This window comes from Halopseudomonas sp. Lyrl_26 (assembly GCF_051948695.1).
Classification (GTDB): domain Bacteria; phylum Pseudomonadota; class Gammaproteobacteria; order Pseudomonadales; family Pseudomonadaceae; genus Halopseudomonas; species Halopseudomonas formosensis.
In genome coordinates this window covers 357,865-378,813 of sequence record NZ_JAYJLH010000001.1, presented here as the reverse complement: position 1 = coordinate 378,813, position 20,949 = coordinate 357,865, and the positions used below count along the sequence as shown (strand labels likewise).

The window sequence follows — 20,949 nt, the reverse complement described above, 5'->3', positions numbered from 1 at the left end:
TAAGCAAATTAAAATAAATCACTTAACCGGTAGATTAGCCCGGCAGTAGAATGCCGGCAAATCCCGATTCATCCCTGGAGAGCCTTGTCGCGATGTCCAAATTCAGAACCGAAACTGTCCTCAGCGTACATCACTGGACCGACACCCTGTTCACCTTCAAGACCACCCGTGATCCGGGTCTGCGCTTCAAGAACGGCCATTTCATCATGATAGGTCTGGAAGTCGAGGGTCGCCCGCTGATGCGCGCCTACAGTATCGCGAGCCCGAATTACGAGGACACCATGGAGTTCTACAGCATCAAGGTGCCGGACGGCCCGCTGACCTCGCGCCTGCAGCACATCCAGGTAGGTGACAACATCATCGTCAGCAGCAAACCCACCGGCACCCTGGTTCTGGACAACGTGCTGTCGGGCCGCAACCTGTACCTGCTGAGCACCGGCACCGGTCTGGCGCCCTTCATCAGCATCATCCAGGACCCGGAAACCTACGAGCGCTTCGACAAGGTGATCCTGACCCACGGTTGCCGCTGGGTGCGCGAGCTGGCCTATCAGGATCTGATTACCCAGCAGCTGCCGAACAACGAGTACTTCGGCGAGCAGGTGCGTGAACAGCTGATCTACTACCCGACCGTGACCCGCGAGCCCTACCGCAACGAGGGGCGCCTGTCCGATCTGATGACCAGCGGCAAGCTGTTCGAGGACATCGGCCTGCCGAAGCCGAACCTGGAAGACGACCGCTTCATGCTCTGCGGCAGCCCGGCCATGCTCAAGGACCTGACCGCCATCCTGGATGGCTGGGGCTTCGAGGAATCCCGTCAGGGCATTCAGGGCCACTATGCCATCGAGCGCGCCTTCGTCGAGAAGTAACTCCCCCGGCGCCGCTTCATCCGGAGCGGCGCCTACTCCCGATAGAGCATCTGCCGACTCATGCCACCGTCGGCCACCAGATTCTGCCCGGTAATGAAACCCGCCGCCGGACTCAGCAGAAAAGCCACCAGCTCCCCGATATCCGCCGGTTGACCAACCCTCCCCACCGCATGCTGCTCGTGGTCGATCCGCCGCAGCGGATCACTGCGTTGCAGGACGCTGTCGCGGGTATCTATCCAACCGGGACTGACCGCATTGACCCGGATATCCGGCCCCAGGCTGATGGCCATGGCATGGGTCAGGGCCACCAGCCCACCCTTGGCCGCCGCGTAAGCCTCGGTATTCACTTCCGACTGCAGCGCCCGGGTCGAGGCGATATTGACAATGGCCCCACGGCTCTCGCGCAGCAGCGGGATGCTGGCCCGGGAGACCAGAAATGCCCCGGTGAGATTGACCGCCAGCATGCGGTTCCAGTCGGCCAGACTCAGCTGTTCCAGCGGGCCGGTATCCGGATCGGACAGCCCGGCGTTGTTGACCACGGCGTCCAGCCGGCCGAAGTCTTCCTCGATCTGCTCCAGCGCCGCCTGCACACTGGCCTCATCGGCCACATCCAGTGCGACGAACTCGACATTGCCCAGCCGCGCCAGCTCCTCGGCGGTGGCCAGCCCGGTCGCCTCATCCACATCCCCCAGCACCAGATCCCAGCCCGCGCGCAGCAGGCTGACGGCAACTCCCTTGCCGATTCCCCGGGCGGCACCGGTCACCAGCGCCACCCGGGTCTGCTCCAGTTCACTCATGATCGTTTCGGCCCCCGTAGCCACCAGATTCCCAAGCCGAGCAGCGGTACCAGCGCCACCAGCACTATCCAGCGCACCTTGGCCCTGCGCCCGATATCGCTGGCCGCGATGCTGCTGATTGCTGACAGGACAAGCAGCAGAAGCACCATGAACGCAGCCACCAGCATGAAGTTGGTATTCATTACGCCACCTCCGTGCTCACCACTATAGCCCAGCCTCAGACCCTGGCTGGCAGACGCCGCCACAGCAGCAGCGCCGCCGCAGCCGCGGCCAGACTGGCCAGGGTGAAGGTCCAGCCGGCGCCCAGCGAGTTCCAGCTGTAACCGGCGTAGAGCGCCCCCAGCGCACCGCCGCAGCCGGACAGGGTGGCATACAGCGCCTGTCCCTGCCCCTGGTGTTCACTGCCGAAGCTGCGCTGCACCAGGTGCACTGCAGTGACATGGAAGCAGCCGAAAGTAGCAGCGTGCAGCAGTTGGGCAGACAGCAGCAGTGGCAGATCCGCCGCCAACCAGCCGAGCAGCAGCCAGCGCAGCGCCGCCAGGACAAAGCTGGCCACCAGCAGCTGCTTCAGGGAAAAGCGCGCCAGCAGCCGAGCCATCAGCAGAAACAGCACAATCTCGGCGATCACCCCCAGCGCCCACAGGGCCCCGATCCAGCCGCGGGCATAGCCCAGCGCTTCCAGGTGCAGGGTCAGGAAGGTGTAGTAAGGCCCGTGGGACAGCTGCATCAGGGCTGCGCTGAGGAAGAACACGGATACGCCGGGCTGGCGCAGCTGATGGACAAAGCCGGCCAGCGAACCGCCCGCCCCCGGCGCCGATCCTGTCGGCACCGGGGGCACCAGCAGGCTGCACACAAAGATGCCGCACATGATGCCCAGCATGGCCGGCGGATAGGCTGCCAGCGAATAGTGCTCAAGCAGCATACCCAGCAGCACCACCGCGAGAATGAAGCCCACCGAGCCCCACAGCCGCACCTGGCTGTAGCGCGCCGATTGGGCACCCAGGTGGGCCAGCGTGATGGTCTCGAACTGGGGCAGGATGGCGTGCCAGAAGAAGCTGTGCAGCGCCATCACCAGCGCCAGCCACAGGTAGTCCTGACGCCAGAGAATGGCACTGAAGCTCAGCGCCGTGAGCAACGCACCCAGGCGCACGATCAGCAGCCGCCGGCCGCTGCGGTCGCCCAGCCAACCCCAGAGGTTGGGCGCCAGGCAGCGCATCAGCAGCGGGATGGCCACCAGCTCGCCGATTCTGGCGGCGCTGAAACCCAGGTAATGGAAGTACAGGGAAAGGAACGGCGCTACTCCGCCGAGCAGGGCGAAGTAGCAGAAATAGAAACCCGACAGCCGCCAGTACGGCAGCATCTCAGCGCTCCCGCCGCCGCTGTCGGATCACGGACGCGGTCAGAGCTGACCCAGTACCGGGGTATACACCTGCACATCGGCATTCTGTGCCCGATGGCGCAGCAGGTGATCCATCAGCACCAGCGCCATCATCGCCTCGGCAATGGGCGTAGCGCGGATACCGACGCAAGGGTCGTGGCGCCCCTTGGTCACCACCTCCACCGGATTGCCATGCAGATCGATGGAACGGCCCGGGGTGGTGATGCTCGAAGTGGGCTTGAGCGCCAGATGGGCGACAATCGGCTGACCGGAGGAGATACCGCCCAGCACGCCGCCGGCGTTGTTGCTGGTAAAGCCCTCCAGGGTCAGCTCGTCACGGTGTTCGGTACCGCGCTGGGCGACAGAGGCAAAGCCGGCGCCGATCTCCACACCCTTGACCGCGTTGATGCTCATCAGCGCGTAGGCCAGCTCGGCATCCAGCCGATCGAATACCGGCTCGCCCAACCCCGGCGGCACGCCCTCGGCAATCACGGTGATCTTCGCCCCGACCGAGTCCTGATCACGGCGCAGCTGATCCATGTAGGCTTCCAGCTCCGGCACCTTGTCCGGGTCGGGGCTGAAGAAGGCATTCTGCTCCACCGCTTCCCAGCTGCGGAACGGGATCTCGATCGGTCCCAGCTGGCTCATGTAACCGCGCACCTGAATGCCCTGGGTAGCCAGATACTTGCGGGCAATGGCACCGGCCGCCACCCGCATGGCGGTTTCCCGGGCCGAGGAGCGGCCGCCGCCACGATAGTCGCGGATGCCGTATTTGTGGTGGTAGGTGTAATCCGCGTGGGCCGGACGGAACAGGTTCTGGATGGCCGAGTAGTCCTTGGACTTCTGGTCGGTATTGCGGATCAGCAGACCGATCGGGCAGCCGGTGGTGCGCCCCTCGAACACGCCGGAGAGGATCTCGACCTCGTCCGGCTCCTGACGCTGGGTGGTGTGTCGGCTGGTGCCCGGCTTGCGCCGGTCCAGATCCTTCTGCAGATCCGCTGCCGACAGCTCCAGCCCAGGGGGGCAGCCATCGACGATGGCAACCAGCGCCGGCCCATGGCTCTCGCCAGCGGTAGTAACGGTAAAGAGTGTGCCCAGAGTATTGCCGGCCATGCGCGCCTTCCATCCCGGAATCAGTGAAAAGACCGATTATAGCCCCCCGTCCGTTCCGGTGACAGTGCGGACTGCGCGCAGGAATCGGCTCCTGTACAATGCCGCTACCACTGGCCAACGAACATCAGCTGATGCCGCTACTGACCGAGGTGCTGCCCGCCGACCTGCCTGCGCTGACCAGCCTGATGCTGATTGCCGTATCGGCGCTGACCTCGGCCGTCACCGCTTCGCTGGGTATCGGCGGCGGCGTCTTGCTGCTGGCGGTGATGGCAGTGGCCCTGCCGCCGGCAGCGATCATCCCGGTACACGGGATGGTCCAGCTGGGCTCGAACATCAGTCGCGCCAGCATGACGCTGCGACACATCAACCTGCGACTCATTCTCTGGTTCGCCCCCGGCGCCCTGCTCGGCGCCTGGCTGGGCAGCCTGTTTCTGGTCGAATTGCCGCTGGCCCTGGTTCAGCTGTGCATCGCCGCCTTCATTCTGCTGCTGTGCTGGGGTCCGCCGATCCCCCGCATTGCCACCAGCGCCGTCGGCACCCTTGTGGCGGCGGCGATCACCACCTTCATCAGTCTGTTCGTGGGGGCCACGGGGCCGCTGGTGGCCGCCTTCGTCAAGCAGCAGCAGAAAGGCGAACGCTTCTCCACGGTGGCCACCTTCGCTGCCGCCATGTGCCTGCAGCATGCGCCCAAGGCGATCATCTATGGTGCCGCCGGCTTCGTCTTCGCCGACTGGCTGGGACTGATAGTATTGATGATCCTCTCCGGTGCGGTCGGCACCTGGCTGGGGCTGCGGTTGCTGCGGCGTCTGAATGATCGGCGTTTCACCCTGATCTTCAACCTGCTGCTGACCCTGCTGGCGTTGCGGCTGGTGTGGCAGGCGCTGCTGGCAGGATAAGATTCAAGATCTGCACCAGACTACCGATACAGCAGGTATTCAGGAAGGAAAACCATGTCCGACGATCAGCCTCACAGCCCGGCCCAGGAACCCGCTCCCCCGCGGGACCCCTTCGCCCACGCGCGCCCCTCGGAGTATTACTGGATTCAGCTCAAGCCGGTGTACAAGGGGCGGCTGATGCTGCATGGCGAACGGCTGGCGCAGGTCGCCGTGACCCATGAGCGGGTTGCCAGCCTGGAGTTGCTACGTCTGGAGCTGCGCATCGAGGAAGACAGCGTGCCGCCGGGCACCAATTATATGGAAATGCTGGTGGACCACCGCCACCAGCGGGTGCGTTTCGGCCCCCTTCAGGGCCTGCGCATCTTCCCGGCGCAGCGGGGCGTGGGCGGTTTCCTGCTGGCACAGCTGATCGACTGGGCACAGCGCAAGTACGCCGACTATGCCGTTACGCCCATCACCCTGCATGCCGCCGAGGTTGCCGATGGTGAAGCCCGCCAGATTCGTGAACGTCTGCTCAAGCGCGCCGGATTCCATCAGTCCTACAATGACGAGGGTCGCACCCAGGGCAAGGCTCAGGCCAACCGGGTCGGCGATCTGGTCGCCAGCTGGAATGTCGAGCGCGTCCAGCGCCTGCATGTCGGTGAGCTGCTGCAGCAGTTGCGCGAGCAGGAAACCCAGAACCGCCAGCAGCTGGCACAGATCACCACCCTGCAGGCGCGCCTGGAAGAATACCAGCGCAACGACCTGGGACACCGCTTCGCCATCGGCTGCCTGATCGTGTTTTCCATCTTCCAGGCACTGATGCTGCTGTGGGTGGTACTGCGCTGAGCAGCACGGAACATCAACTGGTAAACTGCCTGCCTCGATTCCGTTGCACAGGGCAGATCTTTCCATGAACCAGGATCAGGACGACGCCGACGAACTGGAGCTGTTCCGCCAGGCTACCCAGGGCGTCAGACCCATTCAGGTCGATCAGGCCGATACCGGCAAACCCCGCGTGGACCCTGCCCAGCTGCAGAGCCGTCGAGCGCGTGCCGTCGAGGGCAAGCAGGCCATTCGGGTGGACGGGTTGTCCGACCAGTTCGTTATCGATGTCCATCCCGAAGAGGAGCTGGCCTGGGCCGCCAACGGAGTGCAGGACGGCCAGCTGCGCCGGCTGAAATCGGGGCAGATCCCCTTTGACGGCAGCATCGACCTGCACGGCATGACGGTGGACCGGGCCCGGGAGCTGCTCTGGGAATTCATCGATGAGGCGACCCGCATCGAGGTGCGCTGCGTGCGCATCACCCACGGCAAGGCCCAGCGCAAGGACGGTCGCAAGCCCATTCTCAAGAGCCATGTGAACACCTGGCTGCGCCAGCACCCCAAGGTACTGGCCTTCACCTCGTGCCTGCCCCGCCATGGCGGTACGGGTTCGGTATACGTACTGCTGCGCCGGGAAATGCTGGAAGGCCGCGACGACTAGTGCTCACCGGCCTCGAAGCGGTCCAGGGTGTCCCGGGCGACGATGCGTCCGAGTTCGATCAGCTCCGGCGCCCGCTGGAATTCGAAGAAGCGGCACAGGCGCTTGGGCACGTCGAAAACGACATCCGGAGGATACCCGGCGATCTTGTAGCGCGTCAGTGAGGTCTGCATGGTCTCGAACGACAGGTTGATCAACTCCAGCATGCTCGCCGGACCGACCTGGATGTCCGTGCGCACCGGTTTGCCCTCGTCTTCGCTGCGCCGCTCGACCGCCCTGGCCACCGGTTCGTCCTCGGCCTGATACTCGAGCTTCTGCAGCGTCTCACCCTCTTCTTCCTCGCTGTGCCAGCTGAGCAGATTGCGCAGACGCAGGGAGTCCATCCAGCCCTCAAGCTGCTGGCGGATCGGCGCCGGGCGGGGGATGACCGGCAGCGTGTAACCGTTGGAGCTGGCGTTGAGATTGACCGCCATGATCAGGTCGCAGTGCGCCGACACCACCGGATTGATCGGCAGGGGGTTGAGCAGGCCACCGTCCACCAGCACCCGGCTGCCCTGGCGTACCGGCGCAAACAGACTGGGAATGGCCGCCGAGGCGCGCATTGCCTGGTGCAGACAGCCCTGCTGGAACCATACCTCCTGCTGGTTGGTCAGGTCCGTGGCCACTGCGGTGAAGGGAATGCGTAGATCCTCGATATCGATCTCCCCGAGCATCTCGTGGATGCGACCGAAGATGCGCTCGCCGCGGATGGCGCCCAGATTGCCGAAGCCGAAATCCAGCAACCGCAGCACATCCAGATAGGCCAGTCCGGACACCCAGTCGCGGTAGGCCGGCAGCCCGCCGGCAGCGTAGATACCGCCGACCACGGCGCCCATGGAACAGCCGGCGATGCACTCGATGGAGTAGCCGCGCCGTTCGATCTCCTCGATGACGCCGATATGGGCATAGCCCCTGGCTCCTCCGCTGCCCAGCACCAGCGCAACGCTTTTCGTCATTTCCTGCCTCCCCTGCTTCAATCCCGATTGACGACGGATCAGTCTCTCAGCATGATCTCCCGTTCCGTTGTCATTCTCTGCTACAAGGCACACCGTGATCCAGCGTCGCACCCTGTTCCGTCTGAAAATTATTGCCGCACTGCTCATCATCGTCATTGCCCTGGCGGCCCTGGGGCATTGGCTGGTGCATACCGCCGACGCCCAGCGCAGTGGCAGCCTGCGTCTGAAGAACCTGCAGCAAGAGGTGCAGGTGTATTTCGATGCCTGGGGCGTACCGCACATAGATGCGCGCAACGATCTGGATGCCTATCGCGCCCTGGGCTACCTGCACGCCCAGGACCGGCTGTTCCAGATGGACCTGCTGCGCCGCGTGGGCGGTGGCCGCCTGTCCGAGCTGTTCGGCCAGGAAAGCTACGCCACCGACAAGTTCTTTCGCACCCTGGGCATCAGCCGTCACGCACGGCAGTACGCCCAGTATCTGCGGGAGAACGCGGACAAGCCCCATGTGCAGCTCATCCTCGCCTACCAGGACGGCATCAATCAGTACATCGATCAGGGGCGAATTCCGGTGGAGTACCGTCTGCTGCTGACCCGCCCCGATCATTTCAGTCCCGAGGATATCGCCCATGTAATGGGCTACATGGCCTACTCCTTCGCCGAGGCCTTCCGTACCGACGCGCTCATCGATCATGTACGCGGCACCCTGGGCGAGCGCCACGCCCAGGAGCTGTTGCCCGGACTTCCGGACACCTCCCCCAGCCGTTCGGCACGGATCCTTCCGGGCCAGACCGATACCCCGCTGGCCCCACTGCTGGACCAGCTGGCACAGGTGCAGTCCTACCTGCCTGTGGGCCAGTTCCACGGCAGCAATGCCTGGGCGGTGAGCGGACAGCTGAGCGCCAGCGGCAAGCCGCTGCTGGCCAACGACCCGCATATCGGCTTTGCGGTACCGGCAGTGTGGTACGAAGCCCACATCCGCACCCCGGAACATGAGGTGTACGGTCACTTCCTTGCGGGCCTGCCCTTCCCCCTGCTGGGACATACGCCGCACCACGCCTGGGGCCTGACCATGCTGATGAATGACGAGATCGACTTCTATCGCGAACAGGTCAATCCGGACAACCCGATGCAGGTGCGCGTCGGCAATCGCTGGCAGGATCTGGAGGTGCACGAGGAGGTCATCAAGGTGCGCAACAAGGAGGACCGGCTCATCCGTCTGCGCAGTTCCCGGCATGGCCCCATCATCAACGATGACCTGGTCCTGGCATCCCAGGCCGAAGGTGCCACGCCGACACCGCCGGTCAGCCTGTTCTGGACCTTCCTGGCCCCGGGCAGCGATTCCACCGAAGCCTTCTACCGGTACTCCCGGGCCACCAGCATCGCGGAGTTCGAAGCCGCCGCCGCCATGCACTGGTCACCGGGGCTCAACGTGATCTATGCCGACGTCGATGACAACATTGCCATGTGGGCCACCGGGCGACTGAAGCGCTGGCCGTTGAGCAACAACAGCTTCACCCTGCTCGATGGGGCCAATCGGCAGCATGACTTTCTCGGTTATCAGCCTTTTGCCTCCAACCCCAGGCTGGTCAACCCGCCCAGTGGCTATCTGTACAACGCCAACAGCCCCTACCCGGGCAACAACCCGCGCCGCGCCCTGCCCGGTTACTATGCCCCGGCGGAGCGTGCCGAGCGTCTGGAAGCGCTGCTGGCCGGCGGTGAAAAGTTCGATTTCTCCCGTTTCAAGGCCATGCAGCTGGACAGTCACCGTGCCCACGCCCTGGCGATGATCAAGGATGCCCTGCCCCTGCTCGACAACGGCCTGTTTGCGGAGAAGCAGCGCACCCTGGCGGATGCCGCCCGACAACTGCTCACGGACTGGGATGGAAATTTCCAGGCGGGCAGCGCCGCCGCGCTCATCTACCAGCGCTGGGAAGACAACCTGATGGAAGCCCTGTTCGCCGACGAACTGGGTGAGCATTACAGCCACTTCCGCGACACCTTCATGGCCCGCAAGTCGCTCGCCAGCCTCTACTGGAAGCCCGCCTCTCCCTGGTGGGACAACCGGCAGCAGCCGAGCATGGACGGCCGTCAGGCTTCCATCGAGCAGGCCTGGGTACGGACACTGGAGTCCCTGAGCGACGCCCTGGGCAACGACCCGCAGAAATGGACCTGGGACCAGCTGGCCAGCCTGCAGCACAAGCACCCGCTGGCGGACAAGCTGCCTCTGGGCGGTCGACTGAACAGCGAACGGGTAGCCATCAACGGCACCACGGGCAGTCTGAACAACATGGTATTCAATCTCGGCGGGGCGCAGTACGACGTCATCGCCGGCCCCTCGACCCGCCGCCTGATCGACCTGGCCGAGCCGGCCGCCTCGCTGGGCATCAGCCCCATGGGCCAGTCCGGCAACCCGCTGGACCGCCACTATGCCGATCAGGCGCAGCTGTTTGCCCAGGGCAACTACCGCGCGCAGCTGTTCGACTGGCTGGGCATTCAGGCTCTACCCGATCGACTGGTGCTGAAGCCGCGCCGACGCAAGTAGGCGCAGCCTGACGGGGGCAGGGATCGCCCGAGGAGTCAGCGCTTCTCCAGGCGAATGCTGCCAGCCGGCTCGGGCTTGCCGATGTCCAGGCGCTGGCTGCTGATACCCCTTTCCACCAGCCCCTCGACGAACTCCGGGGCCCGCGCGCCATCTACCTGAACCCGCAGCCGGATATCCGAGCGCAGCATGCGGGTCACCAGATCCAGCCAGGCCGCGGCCTGCTCGTCGTCCCCGACGGAGGCATCCGGCAGCAGCAGTTCATTCTCCGCATTGAGTATCTTGCCCAGGGTCGCTGCCGTGGGATAGAGCACCTCGGTCACCGGCTGCTCGGGGGTCAGCTGATCCATGTGCAGGTAGACCTGCTGGTTGCCCCGGGTAATGGCATAGAGGCTGATGAAGCGCTGGGGCTGATCATCCAGGCGCAGGGCCAGATACAGCTGGTTGTCCTCCGGCCCGTAGAGCCGGGAATAATCCAGCACCTGATTGGCCCAGAGACTGCTGCTGCCGCACTCCCTGCCCTCGCAGAAGAACAGCGTGGTGTGCGGATGCTGCTGCAGCTGCTCAACCGCATATCCCAGTGCCTCACGGGCACTGTGACCGGCGGGGATGCGCCAGGACACGCGGATCAGCTCGCCAACCACCTGCAGCTCCCGCTCGGCGCGCACCTGATTGTTGATCCTGCGGATATTGCCGATGACCACCCGGTGTTCGCTGGCCTGCTGCACGCGCTCCCGAGCCACTTCGGCGCGGGGGAAAGGTTCGATCGCCAGGCCTTCGGCGGCACCGGCGCCGGTCGCTGCGACAGCCAGCAGCGCTCCAGTGACCAGTGAACGGCGCCACCATCGGCGATTCCTGTTAGACAAATGCATCAAATTTCCTCATCCAGGGGGCTCGGGTATGCAGCGGTCCCGATCGTGATCCATGTGCTGTGGGGACCGGGTTTGTCCCGCTCCCCCAGACTTGCCCAGCCGCCTGCGAGGGTCAAGTGAGACTGCGGAAAAAGGTGTCGATAATTGTTGCAACCGCCGGCGCCGCTTCCTCCAGGTGCAGATGGTGCCCGCCCTCGAGGCGATGGGTCTGGATATGCTCGAAACTGTCGATCCGCTCCAGCAGCAGCTCGCGCCTTGCCATCACCCCCTCGCTGGCCAGGACCAGGCAGGTAGGTGTCGTGATGGCCTCGGCAAAGGCCACCGCGTGCTCGGCAGTCAGACGCATGGGTGAGGGCAGCATCAGCTGGGGGTCGGTGCGCCAGGTCCAGCCGCCCTGCTCCGGCATCAACCCCCGCTCCGCCAGGCAGGCGGCGGCATCGCGGGAGATGCGCGAGGCGCCCCCCAGCACCCGGGCCGTGACCGCCTTATCCAGGCTGTCGTAGATCGGCTTGCGCTTGTGCGCCAGCGCCTGGCTGGCCTGGAAGAATCGCGCCATCTGCGCCGGCGCATCCCGGGCCTCGCCGGTGACCGGCAGAATGCCGTCGATCATGGCCGCGCCTATGACCCGGTCCGGCAGGCTGCCGGAGAGGATGCAGCTGATGATGCCGCCCATGGAATGGCCGAGCAGCGCAAAGCGTTTCCAGCCCAGCTCATCCGCCACCTGCAGCACCGTCGCCGCCTGCTGCCAGAGGCTGTAGCCGCCAGCGGGCAGATGCCCCGACAGCCCATGGCCGGGCAGATCCAGCGCCACCAGATGCACGTTGTTGAGCTGTGGCCCTATGCGGTCGAAGGTGGCGGCATTGTCCAGCCAGCCATGCAGGCCGATGACCGGAAGCTCCCCCGGCTTTCCCCACACCTTGCCCGCGATTTCGATGGCGGGCAGGCTGAAGCGTATTTCATGACTTCCCATGATGTCCGTTCTGCGTCAGTGATGTCGGTTGCGAATGTACGAGGCGCCGCAGGCCAGCTACAAGCGTCCGGCGCGACGTGAATGGCCGCACATAATGCCCCCGCACCGGAGACCTGTCACTGCCAGACGATGGTACTGCCGCTGACCAGCCAGTCTCCCAGAAACTCGTGGTAGCGCGCACGGATCACCCCGCGGCGCAGCAACATGGTAGCCGTGGTCGCCTCCGCATCCCGGTGCCAGGCATCACTGATCACGACCATGCAGGCCAGCTGTTCGTGACGCGACATCTCCCGATTGACCCTCTGCAGCAGGGCTTCCAGCTCGCGCTCCACCTCATGATGGGGCAGCTGGCGGGCCTGCTCGGTCAGCGTCAGCAGGGCCAGGGGCTGGGGCAGCCCCTGGCCGACCACACAGGCATACTCGACCAGCGGATGCGTGAGCAGTTCGTGTTCGATGGGCTGCGGGACCACCAGACGACCATCGGAGGTATGGAACAGATCGGTCATGCGCCCGCTCAGCCGCAGAAACCCCTCCTGGTCGATCTCGCCCCGGTCACCGGTCTGCAGGAATCCGTCCGCATCCAGCACCGCGGCGGTGCGCGCCGGATTCTTGAAGTAGCCCAGCATGGTGGCCCGACTGCGCACCAGCAGCTGGCCCTGTTCATCGATGCGGCATTCAACCCCCGGGTTGGGCAGGCCGCACCAGCCGGGTCGGAACCTGCCGGGGCGACCGACATGGGAATAGCCGCAGTTTTCGGTCAGGCCGTAGATCTCGAACAAGCGGACCCCGATACGGTGATACCAGTCCATGGTCTGGGTCGGCGTGGTGTCGCCACACACCACGGCAAAACGCACCTGATTCAGCCCGGTCTGATCGAGCATCCTCAACGCTGCGCGCTTGCGTATCAGGGGGATGGCCAGGGCGCGGTTGAGCATGCGCTGCTGCATCTGCTGCTGCACACCCTGACGGATCTGGTGCCAGGTGGCCGGGGTGCCGAGAAACAGCGTGGGACGGGCGCGGCGGATGTCGCGGATGAAACTCGCACGGCTGTGGGCGAAATACACCGTCATTCCCGACAGCAGTGACTGCATTTCGATGAACTGGCGCTCGGCTATGTGTGACAGCGGCAGCCAGGACAGCACGCGATCCGTCTCCGTCGTCAGAAACAGCCGCAGATAGTTCTTCGCCGCAAAATACATGCTGTCGAAACTCAGCATGCAGCCCTTGGGCAGTCCCGTGGTGCCGCTGCTGTACATGATGGTGGCCAGCTCCCCGCGATCACGCGGTACCGGCTCCTGCAATGGTGTCGACTCCTCCTGCAGCTGCTCCCAGGGGATCAGCTCCGGGTCCTCCGGCGCCAGCGGCAGGCCGACCCAGGGCAAGCTGGTCGGCAGGCCGCGCCGCAGCTCCTGCCAGTCATCCAGCTTGCCGACGATAACCATGCGCGCTTCGGCATGCTCGACAATCCCCTCCAGCGCGCGGGGCGACAGGGTCGGCTGCAGGGGAACGCAAACGTGGCCAGCCATCCAGATCGCCAGATCGGCAATGATCCAGTGGGCACAGTTCTTGGAGAGAATGGCGATCTGGCTGCGTGGCGGCAACTGCTGCTGCAGCAGCCAACTGGCGAAGCGCCGAGCCTGGTCGCCCACCTCGACCCAGCTCAGTTCCTGCTTGCGGCCTTCGGCCAGCGGTTGTACCAGATAGATGCGATCAGGCTGCTCACGCTCATGGCGGAAGAAGTCCTCGAGCACGGGCAGCACTCCCCTACTCTCTTGCCCCATGCGCTGTCCCCCTGTCCTTTTCTCTATCTTGTTATCGGACCGAAGCGCCTCGGCGCTTCACTGACCAGCCAGGCTGGTCGGGCTGGTCAATTCCAGCATCGTCGCCACCCCCAGCGCGGGTAGCGGCATCTCCAGGCAGGCCAGCCCCGCTGTCGGCATCGGATAATGCCCCCGGCGATGCCCCTCCACCGCCAGACTCAGCAGCGTCCCGACCAGGGGCTGATGACTGACCAGCAGGATATTGCTCTCGGAACGCTCGGCCAGGCGGTCCAGAACCGCCAGCGGATCATCATCGGGAGTGGCCCAGTCCACGGTGACCACAGCCCGGCGCAGACCGATACACTGGCGTACCAGCTCGGCCGTCTGCTGCGCCCGCAGGTAGGGACTGGCCAGTATCACCTCCAGCGTCTCACCCTGCAGATGCTCGCCCATCCGCAGGGCTTCCCGGCGACCGGTTTCGGTCAGCGGGCGCTGTGCATCGGTGACCGCGCGGGCTTCAGCCTGGCCATGGCGCAGAACCCAGAGCTTCATGATGCGGGCCTGTCCTCCGCGCCGGGCTCGTCCTGCTCATCCTCCGGCAGGGGGTGCACCAGCGGTGGCTCGGGCTGGACTACCTCAGCCACGGGATCGGCCTGGGTCGGCGCTGCGGTCTGGGGTGCAGTTGCAGGCGCCACCGGCTCCACAGTGACCGGACCGGCGGGCGGGCGTGGTTGCCATTCCGCATCGGCCGCCGGCCACTCGAGGAAGGGCCAGGGCTTCACTTCACTGGCGCCGGTGACGTAGCGGCCCATCTGCCAGGCATACTGCGACAGGCTGTTGCCGAACCCGGCCAGCTCCGGATTGGCCCGGCCGGAGAACAGCCGGAAACCGATCTGCAATACCAGGATGACGGCCAGCAGCAGCTCGACCACCTGCCAGGCGAGCGCAAACAGCAGCGTGTAGACCAGCCGCAGCCAGAAGTCGGGATCGGTGAGGTTATCGGTGAAACGATTCATTGCTGCTCCTTGTCGGTTGCACGACGGGGCATGAAGGCGGAAAACTCCACATCATGTTTCTGCTCGGCACTCATCAGGCGGCCGATGACTTCCTGCAGTGGCTGCTGCTCGAAGATGATGGCATGCAGCCCGGCCACCAGCGGCATGTACACGCCCTCCTCCTCGGATTTCTGACGCAGCACCCGCAGGGTATTCACCCCTTCGGCCACCTGGCCGAGGCGCGCCACGCTTTCCTCGAGGCTGTGCCCCTGCCCCAGGGCGTAGCCTACCTGATAGTTGCGTGACATCGACGAGGTGCAGGTCACTATCAGGTCGCCCACACCGGCCAGACCGAGGAAGGTCATGGGGTTGGCACCCATGTGCACCGCGAAGCGGGTCATTTCCGCCAGTGCCCGGGTAATCAGCATGCTGCGCGTGTTCTCACCCACACCCATGGCAGCGGCCATGCCGGAGATGATGGCATAGACATTCTTCAATGCACCGCCGAGTTCGACCCCGTAGCGGTCGGCACTGGCATAGACGCGCAGACTGGAGCAGCCGAGTACAGCTTGCACCTGGGCGTTGAGCTGGGCATCGCCACTGGCGATCACGGTGGCAGTCAGGGCGCCGGCAGCCATCTCCCGGGCCAGATTGGGCCCGGACAGCACCGCCACCCTGGCCCCGGGCACTTCCTGCTCGACGATCTGACTCATCATCAGAAAGCCCGGTTGTTCGATGCCCTTGGTGGTGCTGATCAGCCCCTTGCCCGCCAGCGCCGGGGCCAGCTGCTGCAGCACGCTGCGGAAAGCACCGCTGGGAATGGCCAGGAATACCAGCTGTGCATCCTTCAGGGCCTCCTCGGCATCACTGGTGATGACCAGCCGCGGATCCAGCCGGACGCCCGGAAGATAGCGCGCGTTCTCGCCCTTGGCGCGCATGGAGGCAGCCTGTTCCTCGTCACGCAGCCAGAGTCTGGTGGGCACGTCGTTACCCGCCAACAGATTCGCCAGGGTGGTACCAAAACTGCCTCCACCCAGGACAGTCACGGGTACCTTTAGGTCGCTCATGCAAATTCCTTTGAGACTGTTGAACAGCCAACAGTATATGTTCGTCAACGATAACAGCGAAGCGATGATGAAAAAACCGGAGCGCGCCGTTACCATGCCATCACTGTGAAACCAACCCAGAAGCTTCCATGCCGACACTGCTCTCCCCGACCGCCACTGCCCTGCTGCCTCTATGTCTGGGCCTGGCAGCGCTCCCCCTCTGTGCCGACTCCCTGGAGCCGATGGAGCTGCCCACGGTGCTCAGCGCCACCCGCCTGAAGCAGGCCCCGGCGGAGGTACCAGGCAGCATGACGGTACTGGATCGGGAGCTGATCCGCGCCAGTGGCGCACGCAGTATCCCGGAAATTCTCCGACTGGTGCCCGGCATGCATGTCGGCTATCGCCGCGGCAACCAGATGAACGTCAACCTGCACGGTACCAACGTTACCGAGGCGCGGCGTCTGCAGGTACTGGTCGATGGCCGTTCGGTGTATCGCCCGGGGCTGGCCACCGTGGACTGGAGCGAACTGGCGCTGGCGATCGAGGACATCGACCGCATCGAGGTTTTCCGCGGTCCCAATACTGCCGCCTACGGTGCCAATGCCCTGATGGGGGTGATCAATATCGTCACCCGTCTGCCGCTGGAAAATCACGGTACCACCCTGAAGTACACCCAAGGTACCCGTGGCGTACGCGATGTGTATGCCAGCCACAGTGGTGGATCGCTGCAGCACAACTGGCGCATGAGCCTGTCAACTCAGCAGGACAACGGCTTCGATCATGATAAGGGCGGCAACGACTACCGTGACGGCATGCGCGCCACCCGCTTCAATCTGCGCCATGCCTGGCAACTGACGCCGAACCAGACCCTGAACTGGCAGATGGCGGCCAGCGAGGCCAGCCGCCAGAGTTATTACGAATTCAGCACCTACTTCAATCACCGCAAGGGCAGCACACCGCTGGATCTGGCCATTACCGCCCATCAGCCCGATGCAGACATACGCGGGCGAGACTTTTCCACCCTTGGCCTGTGGAAGCTGGATATCAATCCCGACCATCAACTGCAGGTGCAGGCCTATGCCCAGCATGTCGAGCGCCTGCGCGACTGGCGGGTCTGCGAGTCGCCGGTCGCCTTCTCGCCTGCTCTGCTAGAACTCAGCGGCCTGAGCCAGCTGGCGGCGCGCCGGGTCAGAAGCTATCTGGAGAGCACCCAGACCGAGAGCATGGACTCCTATATCGATTACTACATGGGTATCGAAGGCGAGGCCTACACGCCGCAGATGGCCGAACTGGCCGCACGGGTACGGGACCAGGTTCCGCTCTACAGCAACGGTGACCCGGTATGTGGGCGGGTCAATGAGAACGTTCGCGAAACCCGCACCCATATCGAGATACAGGATATACTGCGGCTGACCCCGGAGCTGCGTCTGCTCAGCGGCGCCAGCTACCGCCACGACCGGGCCAGCTCCGAGACCTTTTTCAACGGCACCGTGGACAATCAGGTCACCCAGCTGTTCGGCAATCTGGAGTATCGTCCCAATCAGCGCTGGCTGTTCCAGGCCGGCGGCATGTACGAGTACGAGCAGCTGATCGGCGACTCCTTCTCGCCACGCCTGGCCACCCACTTCTTCCTGGCCCCGCTGCACAGTCTGCGACTGGTCTATGCCGAAGCGGTGCGCTCGCCCGACATGTATGAGAATCATGCCAGCTGGCGCTACCGGTTGCGGGATGTGACCGGCCCGCTGAGCGGGCCGCTGGTTCATTATGGCTGGGCCCGCGGGCCGGCCGATCTGCATCAGGAACGCATGCGCTCCCACGAGGTCGGTTACAACGGCCACTTTCCCCTGCTGGGACTGCAACTGGATGTGCGCGCCTTCCAGGAACGCGTCACCGGCATGAACAGCGAGCCGCTGAAAGTAGACGATTTCCGGCCCGACAACCGCTCCAGCATCCGCTTCAAGGGCGCCGAGGGTGAACTGGACTGGGCGTTCAGCAGCATGGATCGGCTGCGTCTGACCTATGCTTATATCGCCTTCGATGCCAGCAATAAGCGCGACTCACGACTGACGGCCCGACACTCCGGCAGTGCCGCCTGGCTGCGGGAATGGCCGGGGCAGATACGCACCAGCCTGATCTACTATGGTGCCGACCATCTGAACGAGCTGCGCTTCGAGCGCCTGGACTCGCGTATAGAGAAGCAGTTTGCCCTCGCCGACCGCAGCAGCCTGGCGCTGGCACTGACCTGGCAGTACCGACTGGACGACGAGGCGCTGACCTGGAAGGAGAACCGATTTGACAGTCGCAGCCACTATTACCTCAGCGCCGAGCTGAATTTCTGAACCATGCCTGCACGGGGACAAGGGAATGTCGCCAGCCTTCACTCACAGGCATGACCGGGCCATGACGCCGTGGCGGCTGTGCCTGATGATACTGCTGTGCCTGCTCTGCATGCAGGTCCGGGCCGAGGGGCTGCTGGTCATCAAGCCGCGGGAAACCGAGCTGACCCGCACCTTCATCGCCACACTCCAGGAGCAGCAACCGGAGCTGGAGGTGCTCAGTCGGCAGATCGACCAGTTGCCGGATCTGGATTCCACGCCCCTGGCCGTCACCATGGGGGTGGAGGCACTGCAATGGCGCCTGACCCAGGCCTCGCGGACGCCGACCATCGCCACCTACGTCACCCTGGATCAGCTCGCGCCCGGCGCCAGCTACCCCGACCATGTGCAGATACTGCTTGCCAGTGCCAGGCCGGAACGCCAGCTGCTGCTGGCGCAGCTGCTGATTCCGCGCCTGCAGACCGTCGGCCTGCTGCACAGCAGTGGCCAGCAATGGCAGCTGCCGCTCTGGCGCCAGGCCGCACGCCAGCAGGGGCTGGGGCTGGTTGCCAGCGAAGTACACCAGCAACGCGATCTGCTGCGCGGTCTGTCCCGGGTCCTCGACAGCAGTGAAGTACTCATCGGCATCGACGACCCCGACATTTACAATGCCACCACCATCAAGTCCCTGCTGCTGACCAGTTACAACCGCAACCGGGTGCTGATCGGACCATCTGCTCCCTTCATCGCCGCCGGCAGTCTCAGCACTACCTACAGCTCGCCGCGCGACATGGCCATGAGCGTACACCAGCTGTTCCAGCAACCCTGGCAGAACGGCGCACTGAACTACCCCCAACATTACTCGGTACTCAGCAATCCGCAGGTCGCACGCTCACTCGGCCTGCCGCCGCCCGATGACGCACAGCTGCTGAGACTCATCCGGATGAGGGAGAACCAGACACCATGAATTTCCTGCAACGCGGTGGTATACAGCGCCGCCTGATCCTGATCACCCTGATCCCGGCCGCCCTGCTCGGCGTGCTGCTGGTGACCTTCTTCACCCACGTTCGGCTGGACGCGCTGGATCAGGAAATGCAGACCACCGGCCAGCTGATTGCCGACCAGCTGGCACCGGCCACCGAATATGCGGTGCTCACCGGCAACCTGGCACTGCTGGAGAACCTGGTAGCCAGCTCGCTGAGCATTGCCAACGTGCAGCGGATCGAGGTCTTCGACCAGCACGGCCAATCCCTGGCCATGATGCACCAGGGGGACCTTGACGAAAGACACCTGCGCACCTTCACCGCCGAGATTCGGCGGCAGCAGGTGCCGGTGTACTACGACCTTTTCCTGCTCAACAGCGACTCGGTCACGACCGCACCACAACAGGTGGGCAGCGTGGCGGTCAGCCTCAGCTATCAGCATTTCATCGAGCGTCAACGCGGCATCCTCATGCGCAGTCTGCTGTTCAGTGCCGTCGCCCTGCTTGCGGCTTTGCTGCTGTCCACGCGTCTGGCCCGCGCTCTGGCCCGCCCCCTGGTGGATATGCGCAATGCGGTCAGGGCCCTGCAGGAGGGGCATCTGGACACCCGCCTGCAGGTGCGGGAGGACAGCGAGATCGGCGAACTGATGAGCAACCTCAATCACCTCGCAGCGACCCTGCAGGCCGCCGAGGCACGCCAGTCGGAAACCGTGGCACAGCTGGTCAGCGCGCGGGAGCAGGCGGAACAGGCCAGCCGGGCGAAATCGGACTTCCTCGCCATGATGAGCCACGAGTTGCGTACGCCACTCAACGGCGTCATGGGCATGCTGCAACTGCTGGACACCACGGAGCTCAGCGGGGAGCAGCGCGAGTACGTCAGCGTCGCCAGCGAATCGACCGATCACCTGCTGAAGATCATCAACGACATCCTCGACCTGTCCCGTATCGAGCGCGATGCCTTCGAGCTCGAGCACATCCGCTTCGAGCTGGCACGCCTGCTGCTGCGTACCACCCAGGCCTTCGACTATGCCGCCGGCCAGCGTGGACTGACGCTGTCGCTGGACATCGAAGGCACCCCCGAGGCCCCGGTAGTCATCGGCGATCCCACTCGACTGCGCCAGGTGCTGGTCAACCTGCTGGGCAACGCGCTCAAGTTCACCGAGCAGGGCAGCGTCTGCCTCAGGGCACGCTGGCAGAGCACCGAGGAACGGCGCCTGCAACTGGTATGCGAGGTCATGGACACCGGGATAGGCATCGACAGCGCCCGCCTGGAACAGATGTTCGACGCCTTCCAGCAGGAAGACAGCAGCACTTCCCGTCGTTTCGGTGGCACCGGCCTGGGCCTGGCCATCGCCCGCAATCTGGCCCACAAGATGGGCGGACACCTGCGGGCCAGCAGCCAGCCCGGAGTGGGCTCCTGCTTCACCCTGTCCATCCCGCTGGAGCTTGCCGCGGAAGCCGGCGTGGCTGGCAACGATGGCGAGCCGGTCATACCGGCCGCCGCCCTGCCGGTACTGCTGGTGGAAGACAATCCGGTCAACCAGATGGTCATGGAAGGCATGCTGCGCAACCTGCACTGGCCGGTGGTCATGGTCAGCGAGGGGCAGCAGGCCCTGCAGCTGCTGCAGGAACAGCGTCAGCAGTTCTCGCTGATCCTCATGGACCTGCAGCTGCCCGATGTGGACGGCGACGAGGTCTACCTCCGGTATGTAGAGCACTGTCGCCAACTGGGCCTGCGGCCCCTGCCCTGCGTCGCCGTGACCGCCAGCACCTCGGCTGAAGCGCGCCAGCGTGCCGAGCAGGCCGGAATGCAGGGTTTCCTCGCCAAACCCGTTACCCGCAAGGCCCTGCAGCAGGTGCTGGCCCGTTTCGACGGCTCCGAATCGCAGCATCAGTCTGATTGATCAGGGATTATTCCGCCGGCACCGGGGCATGGATTCCATTGCCCCGAAGCGAGACACTT

19 protein-coding genes are annotated in these 20,949 nt (G+C 64.6%); 8 read left to right on the top strand and 11 right to left on the bottom strand.

Features of this window, described 5'->3' with window-relative positions:
- Positions 1-92: 92 nt before the first annotated feature.
- Positions 93-866 (top strand): ferredoxin--NADP reductase, encoded by a 774-nt coding sequence (locus VF673_RS01875; RefSeq protein ID WP_090538524.1) that lies wholly within the window; start codon positions 93-95, stop codon positions 864-866.
- 32 nt (positions 867-898) lie between these two features.
- Here the strand turns inward: VF673_RS01875 and VF673_RS01870 are convergent, their stop codons facing one another.
- Genes VF673_RS01870 through aroC form a run of 4 tightly spaced genes read right to left on the bottom strand, consistent with a single transcriptional unit; the run spans position 899 to position 4,154 of the window.
- The gene (locus VF673_RS01870; RefSeq protein WP_090538523.1) at positions 899-1,663 is read right to left on the bottom strand and encodes an SDR family oxidoreductase; all 765 of its coding nucleotides are present in this window, start codon (positions 1,661-1,663) and stop codon (positions 899-901) included.
- The gene (locus VF673_RS01865; protein WP_440290668.1) at positions 1,660-1,845 is read right to left on the bottom strand and encodes a hypothetical protein; all 186 of its coding nucleotides are present in this window, start codon (positions 1,843-1,845) and stop codon (positions 1,660-1,662) included. Before VF673_RS01865 ends, VF673_RS01870 begins: the two co-directional genes overlap by 4 nt.
- A 35-nt stretch (positions 1,846-1,880) precedes the next feature.
- Entirely contained in the window at positions 1,881-3,023 is a 1,143-nt protein-coding gene (locus VF673_RS01860) for an MFS transporter (RefSeq protein WP_090538521.1), read from the bottom strand.
- Positions 3,024-3,062: 39 nt separating this feature from the next.
- Positions 3,063-4,154: a chorismate synthase gene (gene aroC / locus VF673_RS01855; protein ID WP_090538520.1), complete on the bottom strand. Its 1,092-nt coding sequence runs from the start codon at positions 4,152-4,154 to the stop codon at positions 3,063-3,065.
- 98 nt (positions 4,155-4,252) lie between these two features.
- On the opposite strand from aroC, the gene VF673_RS01850 reads away from it, so the two are divergent.
- The 3 genes from VF673_RS01850 to VF673_RS01840 all read left to right on the top strand — a co-directional run bounded on the left by VF673_RS01850 (position 4,253) and on the right by VF673_RS01840 (position 6,515).
- The gene (locus VF673_RS01850; protein ID WP_273124619.1) at positions 4,253-5,050 is read left to right on the top strand and encodes a TSUP family transporter; all 798 of its coding nucleotides are present in this window, start codon (positions 4,253-4,255) and stop codon (positions 5,048-5,050) included.
- A 54-nt stretch (positions 5,051-5,104) separates the two neighbouring features.
- Entirely contained in the window at positions 5,105-5,878 is a 774-nt protein-coding gene (locus VF673_RS01845) for a hypothetical protein (RefSeq protein WP_090538519.1), read from the top strand.
- Positions 5,879-5,942: 64 nt separating this feature from the next.
- Positions 5,943-6,515, top strand: a complete 573-nt coding sequence (locus VF673_RS01840; RefSeq protein ID WP_273124614.1) for a Smr/MutS family protein — start codon at positions 5,943-5,945, stop codon at positions 6,513-6,515.
- On the opposite strand, the gene VF673_RS01835 is transcribed toward VF673_RS01840, so the two are convergent.
- Positions 6,512-7,507: a patatin-like phospholipase family protein gene (locus VF673_RS01835; protein WP_090538517.1), complete on the bottom strand. Its 996-nt coding sequence runs from the start codon at positions 7,505-7,507 to the stop codon at positions 6,512-6,514. The genes VF673_RS01840 and VF673_RS01835 overlap by 4 nt on opposite strands.
- A gap of 94 nt (positions 7,508-7,601) precedes the next feature.
- Between VF673_RS01835 and VF673_RS01830 the strand changes: the two genes are divergently transcribed.
- Positions 7,602-10,049 (top strand): penicillin acylase family protein, encoded by a 2,448-nt coding sequence (locus VF673_RS01830; RefSeq protein WP_440290667.1) that lies wholly within the window; start codon positions 7,602-7,604, stop codon positions 10,047-10,049.
- A gap of 35 nt (positions 10,050-10,084) precedes the next feature.
- Here the strand turns inward: VF673_RS01830 and VF673_RS01825 are convergent, their stop codons facing one another.
- The 6 genes from VF673_RS01825 to VF673_RS01800 all read right to left on the bottom strand — a co-directional run bounded on the left by VF673_RS01825 (position 10,085) and on the right by VF673_RS01800 (position 15,710).
- Positions 10,085-10,918, bottom strand: coding sequence for a DUF4892 domain-containing protein (locus VF673_RS01825; RefSeq protein ID WP_273124607.1), 834 nt, complete (start codon positions 10,916-10,918; stop codon positions 10,085-10,087).
- 112 nt (positions 10,919-11,030) lie between these two features.
- Positions 11,031-11,888, bottom strand: a complete 858-nt coding sequence (locus VF673_RS01820) for an alpha/beta fold hydrolase (RefSeq protein WP_440290666.1) — start codon at positions 11,886-11,888, stop codon at positions 11,031-11,033.
- A gap of 116 nt (positions 11,889-12,004) precedes the next feature.
- Positions 12,005-13,669, bottom strand: coding sequence for an AMP-binding protein (locus tag VF673_RS01815; protein WP_440290665.1), 1,665 nt, complete (start codon positions 13,667-13,669; stop codon positions 12,005-12,007).
- 57 nt (positions 13,670-13,726) lie between these two features.
- Positions 13,727-14,200 (bottom strand): phosphohistidine phosphatase SixA, encoded by a 474-nt coding sequence (sixA, locus tag VF673_RS01810; RefSeq protein ID WP_440290664.1) that lies wholly within the window; start codon positions 14,198-14,200, stop codon positions 13,727-13,729.
- A complete protein-coding gene (locus VF673_RS01805; protein WP_090538511.1) occupies positions 14,197-14,664 on the bottom strand; it encodes a DUF4389 domain-containing protein in 468 nt (155 codons plus the stop codon). Before VF673_RS01805 ends, sixA begins: the two co-directional genes overlap by 4 nt.
- Positions 14,661-15,710, bottom strand: coding sequence for an NAD(P)H-dependent glycerol-3-phosphate dehydrogenase (locus VF673_RS01800; RefSeq protein ID WP_440290663.1), 1,050 nt, complete (start codon positions 15,708-15,710; stop codon positions 14,661-14,663). Before VF673_RS01800 ends, VF673_RS01805 begins: the two co-directional genes overlap by 4 nt.
- Before the next feature lie 128 nt (positions 15,711-15,838).
- On the opposite strand from VF673_RS01800, the gene VF673_RS01795 reads away from it, so the two are divergent.
- The 3 genes from VF673_RS01795 to VF673_RS01785 all read left to right on the top strand — a co-directional run bounded on the left by VF673_RS01795 (position 15,839) and on the right by VF673_RS01785 (position 20,890).
- Positions 15,839-18,028: a TonB-dependent receptor plug domain-containing protein gene (locus VF673_RS01795; RefSeq protein ID WP_440290662.1), complete on the top strand. Its 2,190-nt coding sequence runs from the start codon at positions 15,839-15,841 to the stop codon at positions 18,026-18,028.
- Positions 18,029-18,089: 61 nt separating this feature from the next.
- The gene (locus VF673_RS01790; protein WP_440290661.1) at positions 18,090-18,971 is read left to right on the top strand and encodes a hypothetical protein; all 882 of its coding nucleotides are present in this window, start codon (positions 18,090-18,092) and stop codon (positions 18,969-18,971) included.
- A complete protein-coding gene (locus VF673_RS01785) occupies positions 18,968-20,890 on the top strand; it encodes an ATP-binding protein (protein WP_440290660.1) in 1,923 nt (640 codons plus the stop codon). Before VF673_RS01790 ends, VF673_RS01785 begins: the two co-directional genes overlap by 4 nt.
- The last annotated feature ends 59 nt before the right edge of the window (positions 20,891-20,949 follow it).

Bases quoted from the DNA above. Each gene is read 5' to 3' on its own strand.
- VF673_RS01875 (WP_090538524.1), top strand. From the start codon at position 93: ATGTCCAAATTCAGAACCGAAACTGTCCTCAGCGTACATCACTGGACC.
- VF673_RS01870 (WP_090538523.1), bottom strand. From the start codon at position 1,663: ATGAGTGAACTGGAGCAGACCCGGGTGGCGCTGGTGACCGGTGCCGCC.
- VF673_RS01865 (WP_440290668.1), bottom strand. From the start codon at position 1,845: ATGAATACCAACTTCATGCTGGTGGCTGCGTTCATGGTGCTTCTGCTG.
- VF673_RS01860 (WP_090538521.1), bottom strand. From the start codon at position 3,023: ATGCTGCCGTACTGGCGGCTGTCGGGTTTCTATTTCTGCTACTTCGCC.
- aroC (WP_090538520.1), bottom strand. From the start codon at position 4,154: ATGGCCGGCAATACTCTGGGCACACTCTTTACCGTTACTACCGCTGGC.
- VF673_RS01850 (WP_273124619.1), top strand. From the start codon at position 4,253: ATGCCGCTACCACTGGCCAACGAACATCAGCTGATGCCGCTACTGACC.
- VF673_RS01845 (WP_090538519.1), top strand. From the start codon at position 5,105: ATGTCCGACGATCAGCCTCACAGCCCGGCCCAGGAACCCGCTCCCCCG.
- VF673_RS01840 (WP_273124614.1), top strand. From the start codon at position 5,943: ATGAACCAGGATCAGGACGACGCCGACGAACTGGAGCTGTTCCGCCAG.
- VF673_RS01835 (WP_090538517.1), bottom strand. From the start codon at position 7,507: ATGACGAAAAGCGTTGCGCTGGTGCTGGGCAGCGGAGGAGCCAGGGGC.
- VF673_RS01825 (WP_273124607.1), bottom strand. From the start codon at position 10,918: ATGCATTTGTCTAACAGGAATCGCCGATGGTGGCGCCGTTCACTGGTC.
- VF673_RS01820 (WP_440290666.1), bottom strand. From the start codon at position 11,888: ATGGGAAGTCATGAAATACGCTTCAGCCTGCCCGCCATCGAAATCGCG.
- VF673_RS01815 (WP_440290665.1), bottom strand. From the start codon at position 13,669: ATGGGGCAAGAGAGTAGGGGAGTGCTGCCCGTGCTCGAGGACTTCTTC.
- sixA (WP_440290664.1), bottom strand. From the start codon at position 14,200: ATGAAGCTCTGGGTTCTGCGCCATGGCCAGGCTGAAGCCCGCGCGGTC.
- VF673_RS01805 (WP_090538511.1), bottom strand. From the start codon at position 14,664: ATGAATCGTTTCACCGATAACCTCACCGATCCCGACTTCTGGCTGCGG.
- VF673_RS01800 (WP_440290663.1), bottom strand. From the start codon at position 15,710: ATGAGCGACCTAAAGGTACCCGTGACTGTCCTGGGTGGAGGCAGTTTT.
- VF673_RS01795 (WP_440290662.1), top strand. From the start codon at position 15,839: ATGCCGACACTGCTCTCCCCGACCGCCACTGCCCTGCTGCCTCTATGT.
- VF673_RS01790 (WP_440290661.1), top strand. From the start codon at position 18,090: ATGACGCCGTGGCGGCTGTGCCTGATGATACTGCTGTGCCTGCTCTGC.
- VF673_RS01785 (WP_440290660.1), top strand. From the start codon at position 18,968: ATGAATTTCCTGCAACGCGGTGGTATACAGCGCCGCCTGATCCTGATC.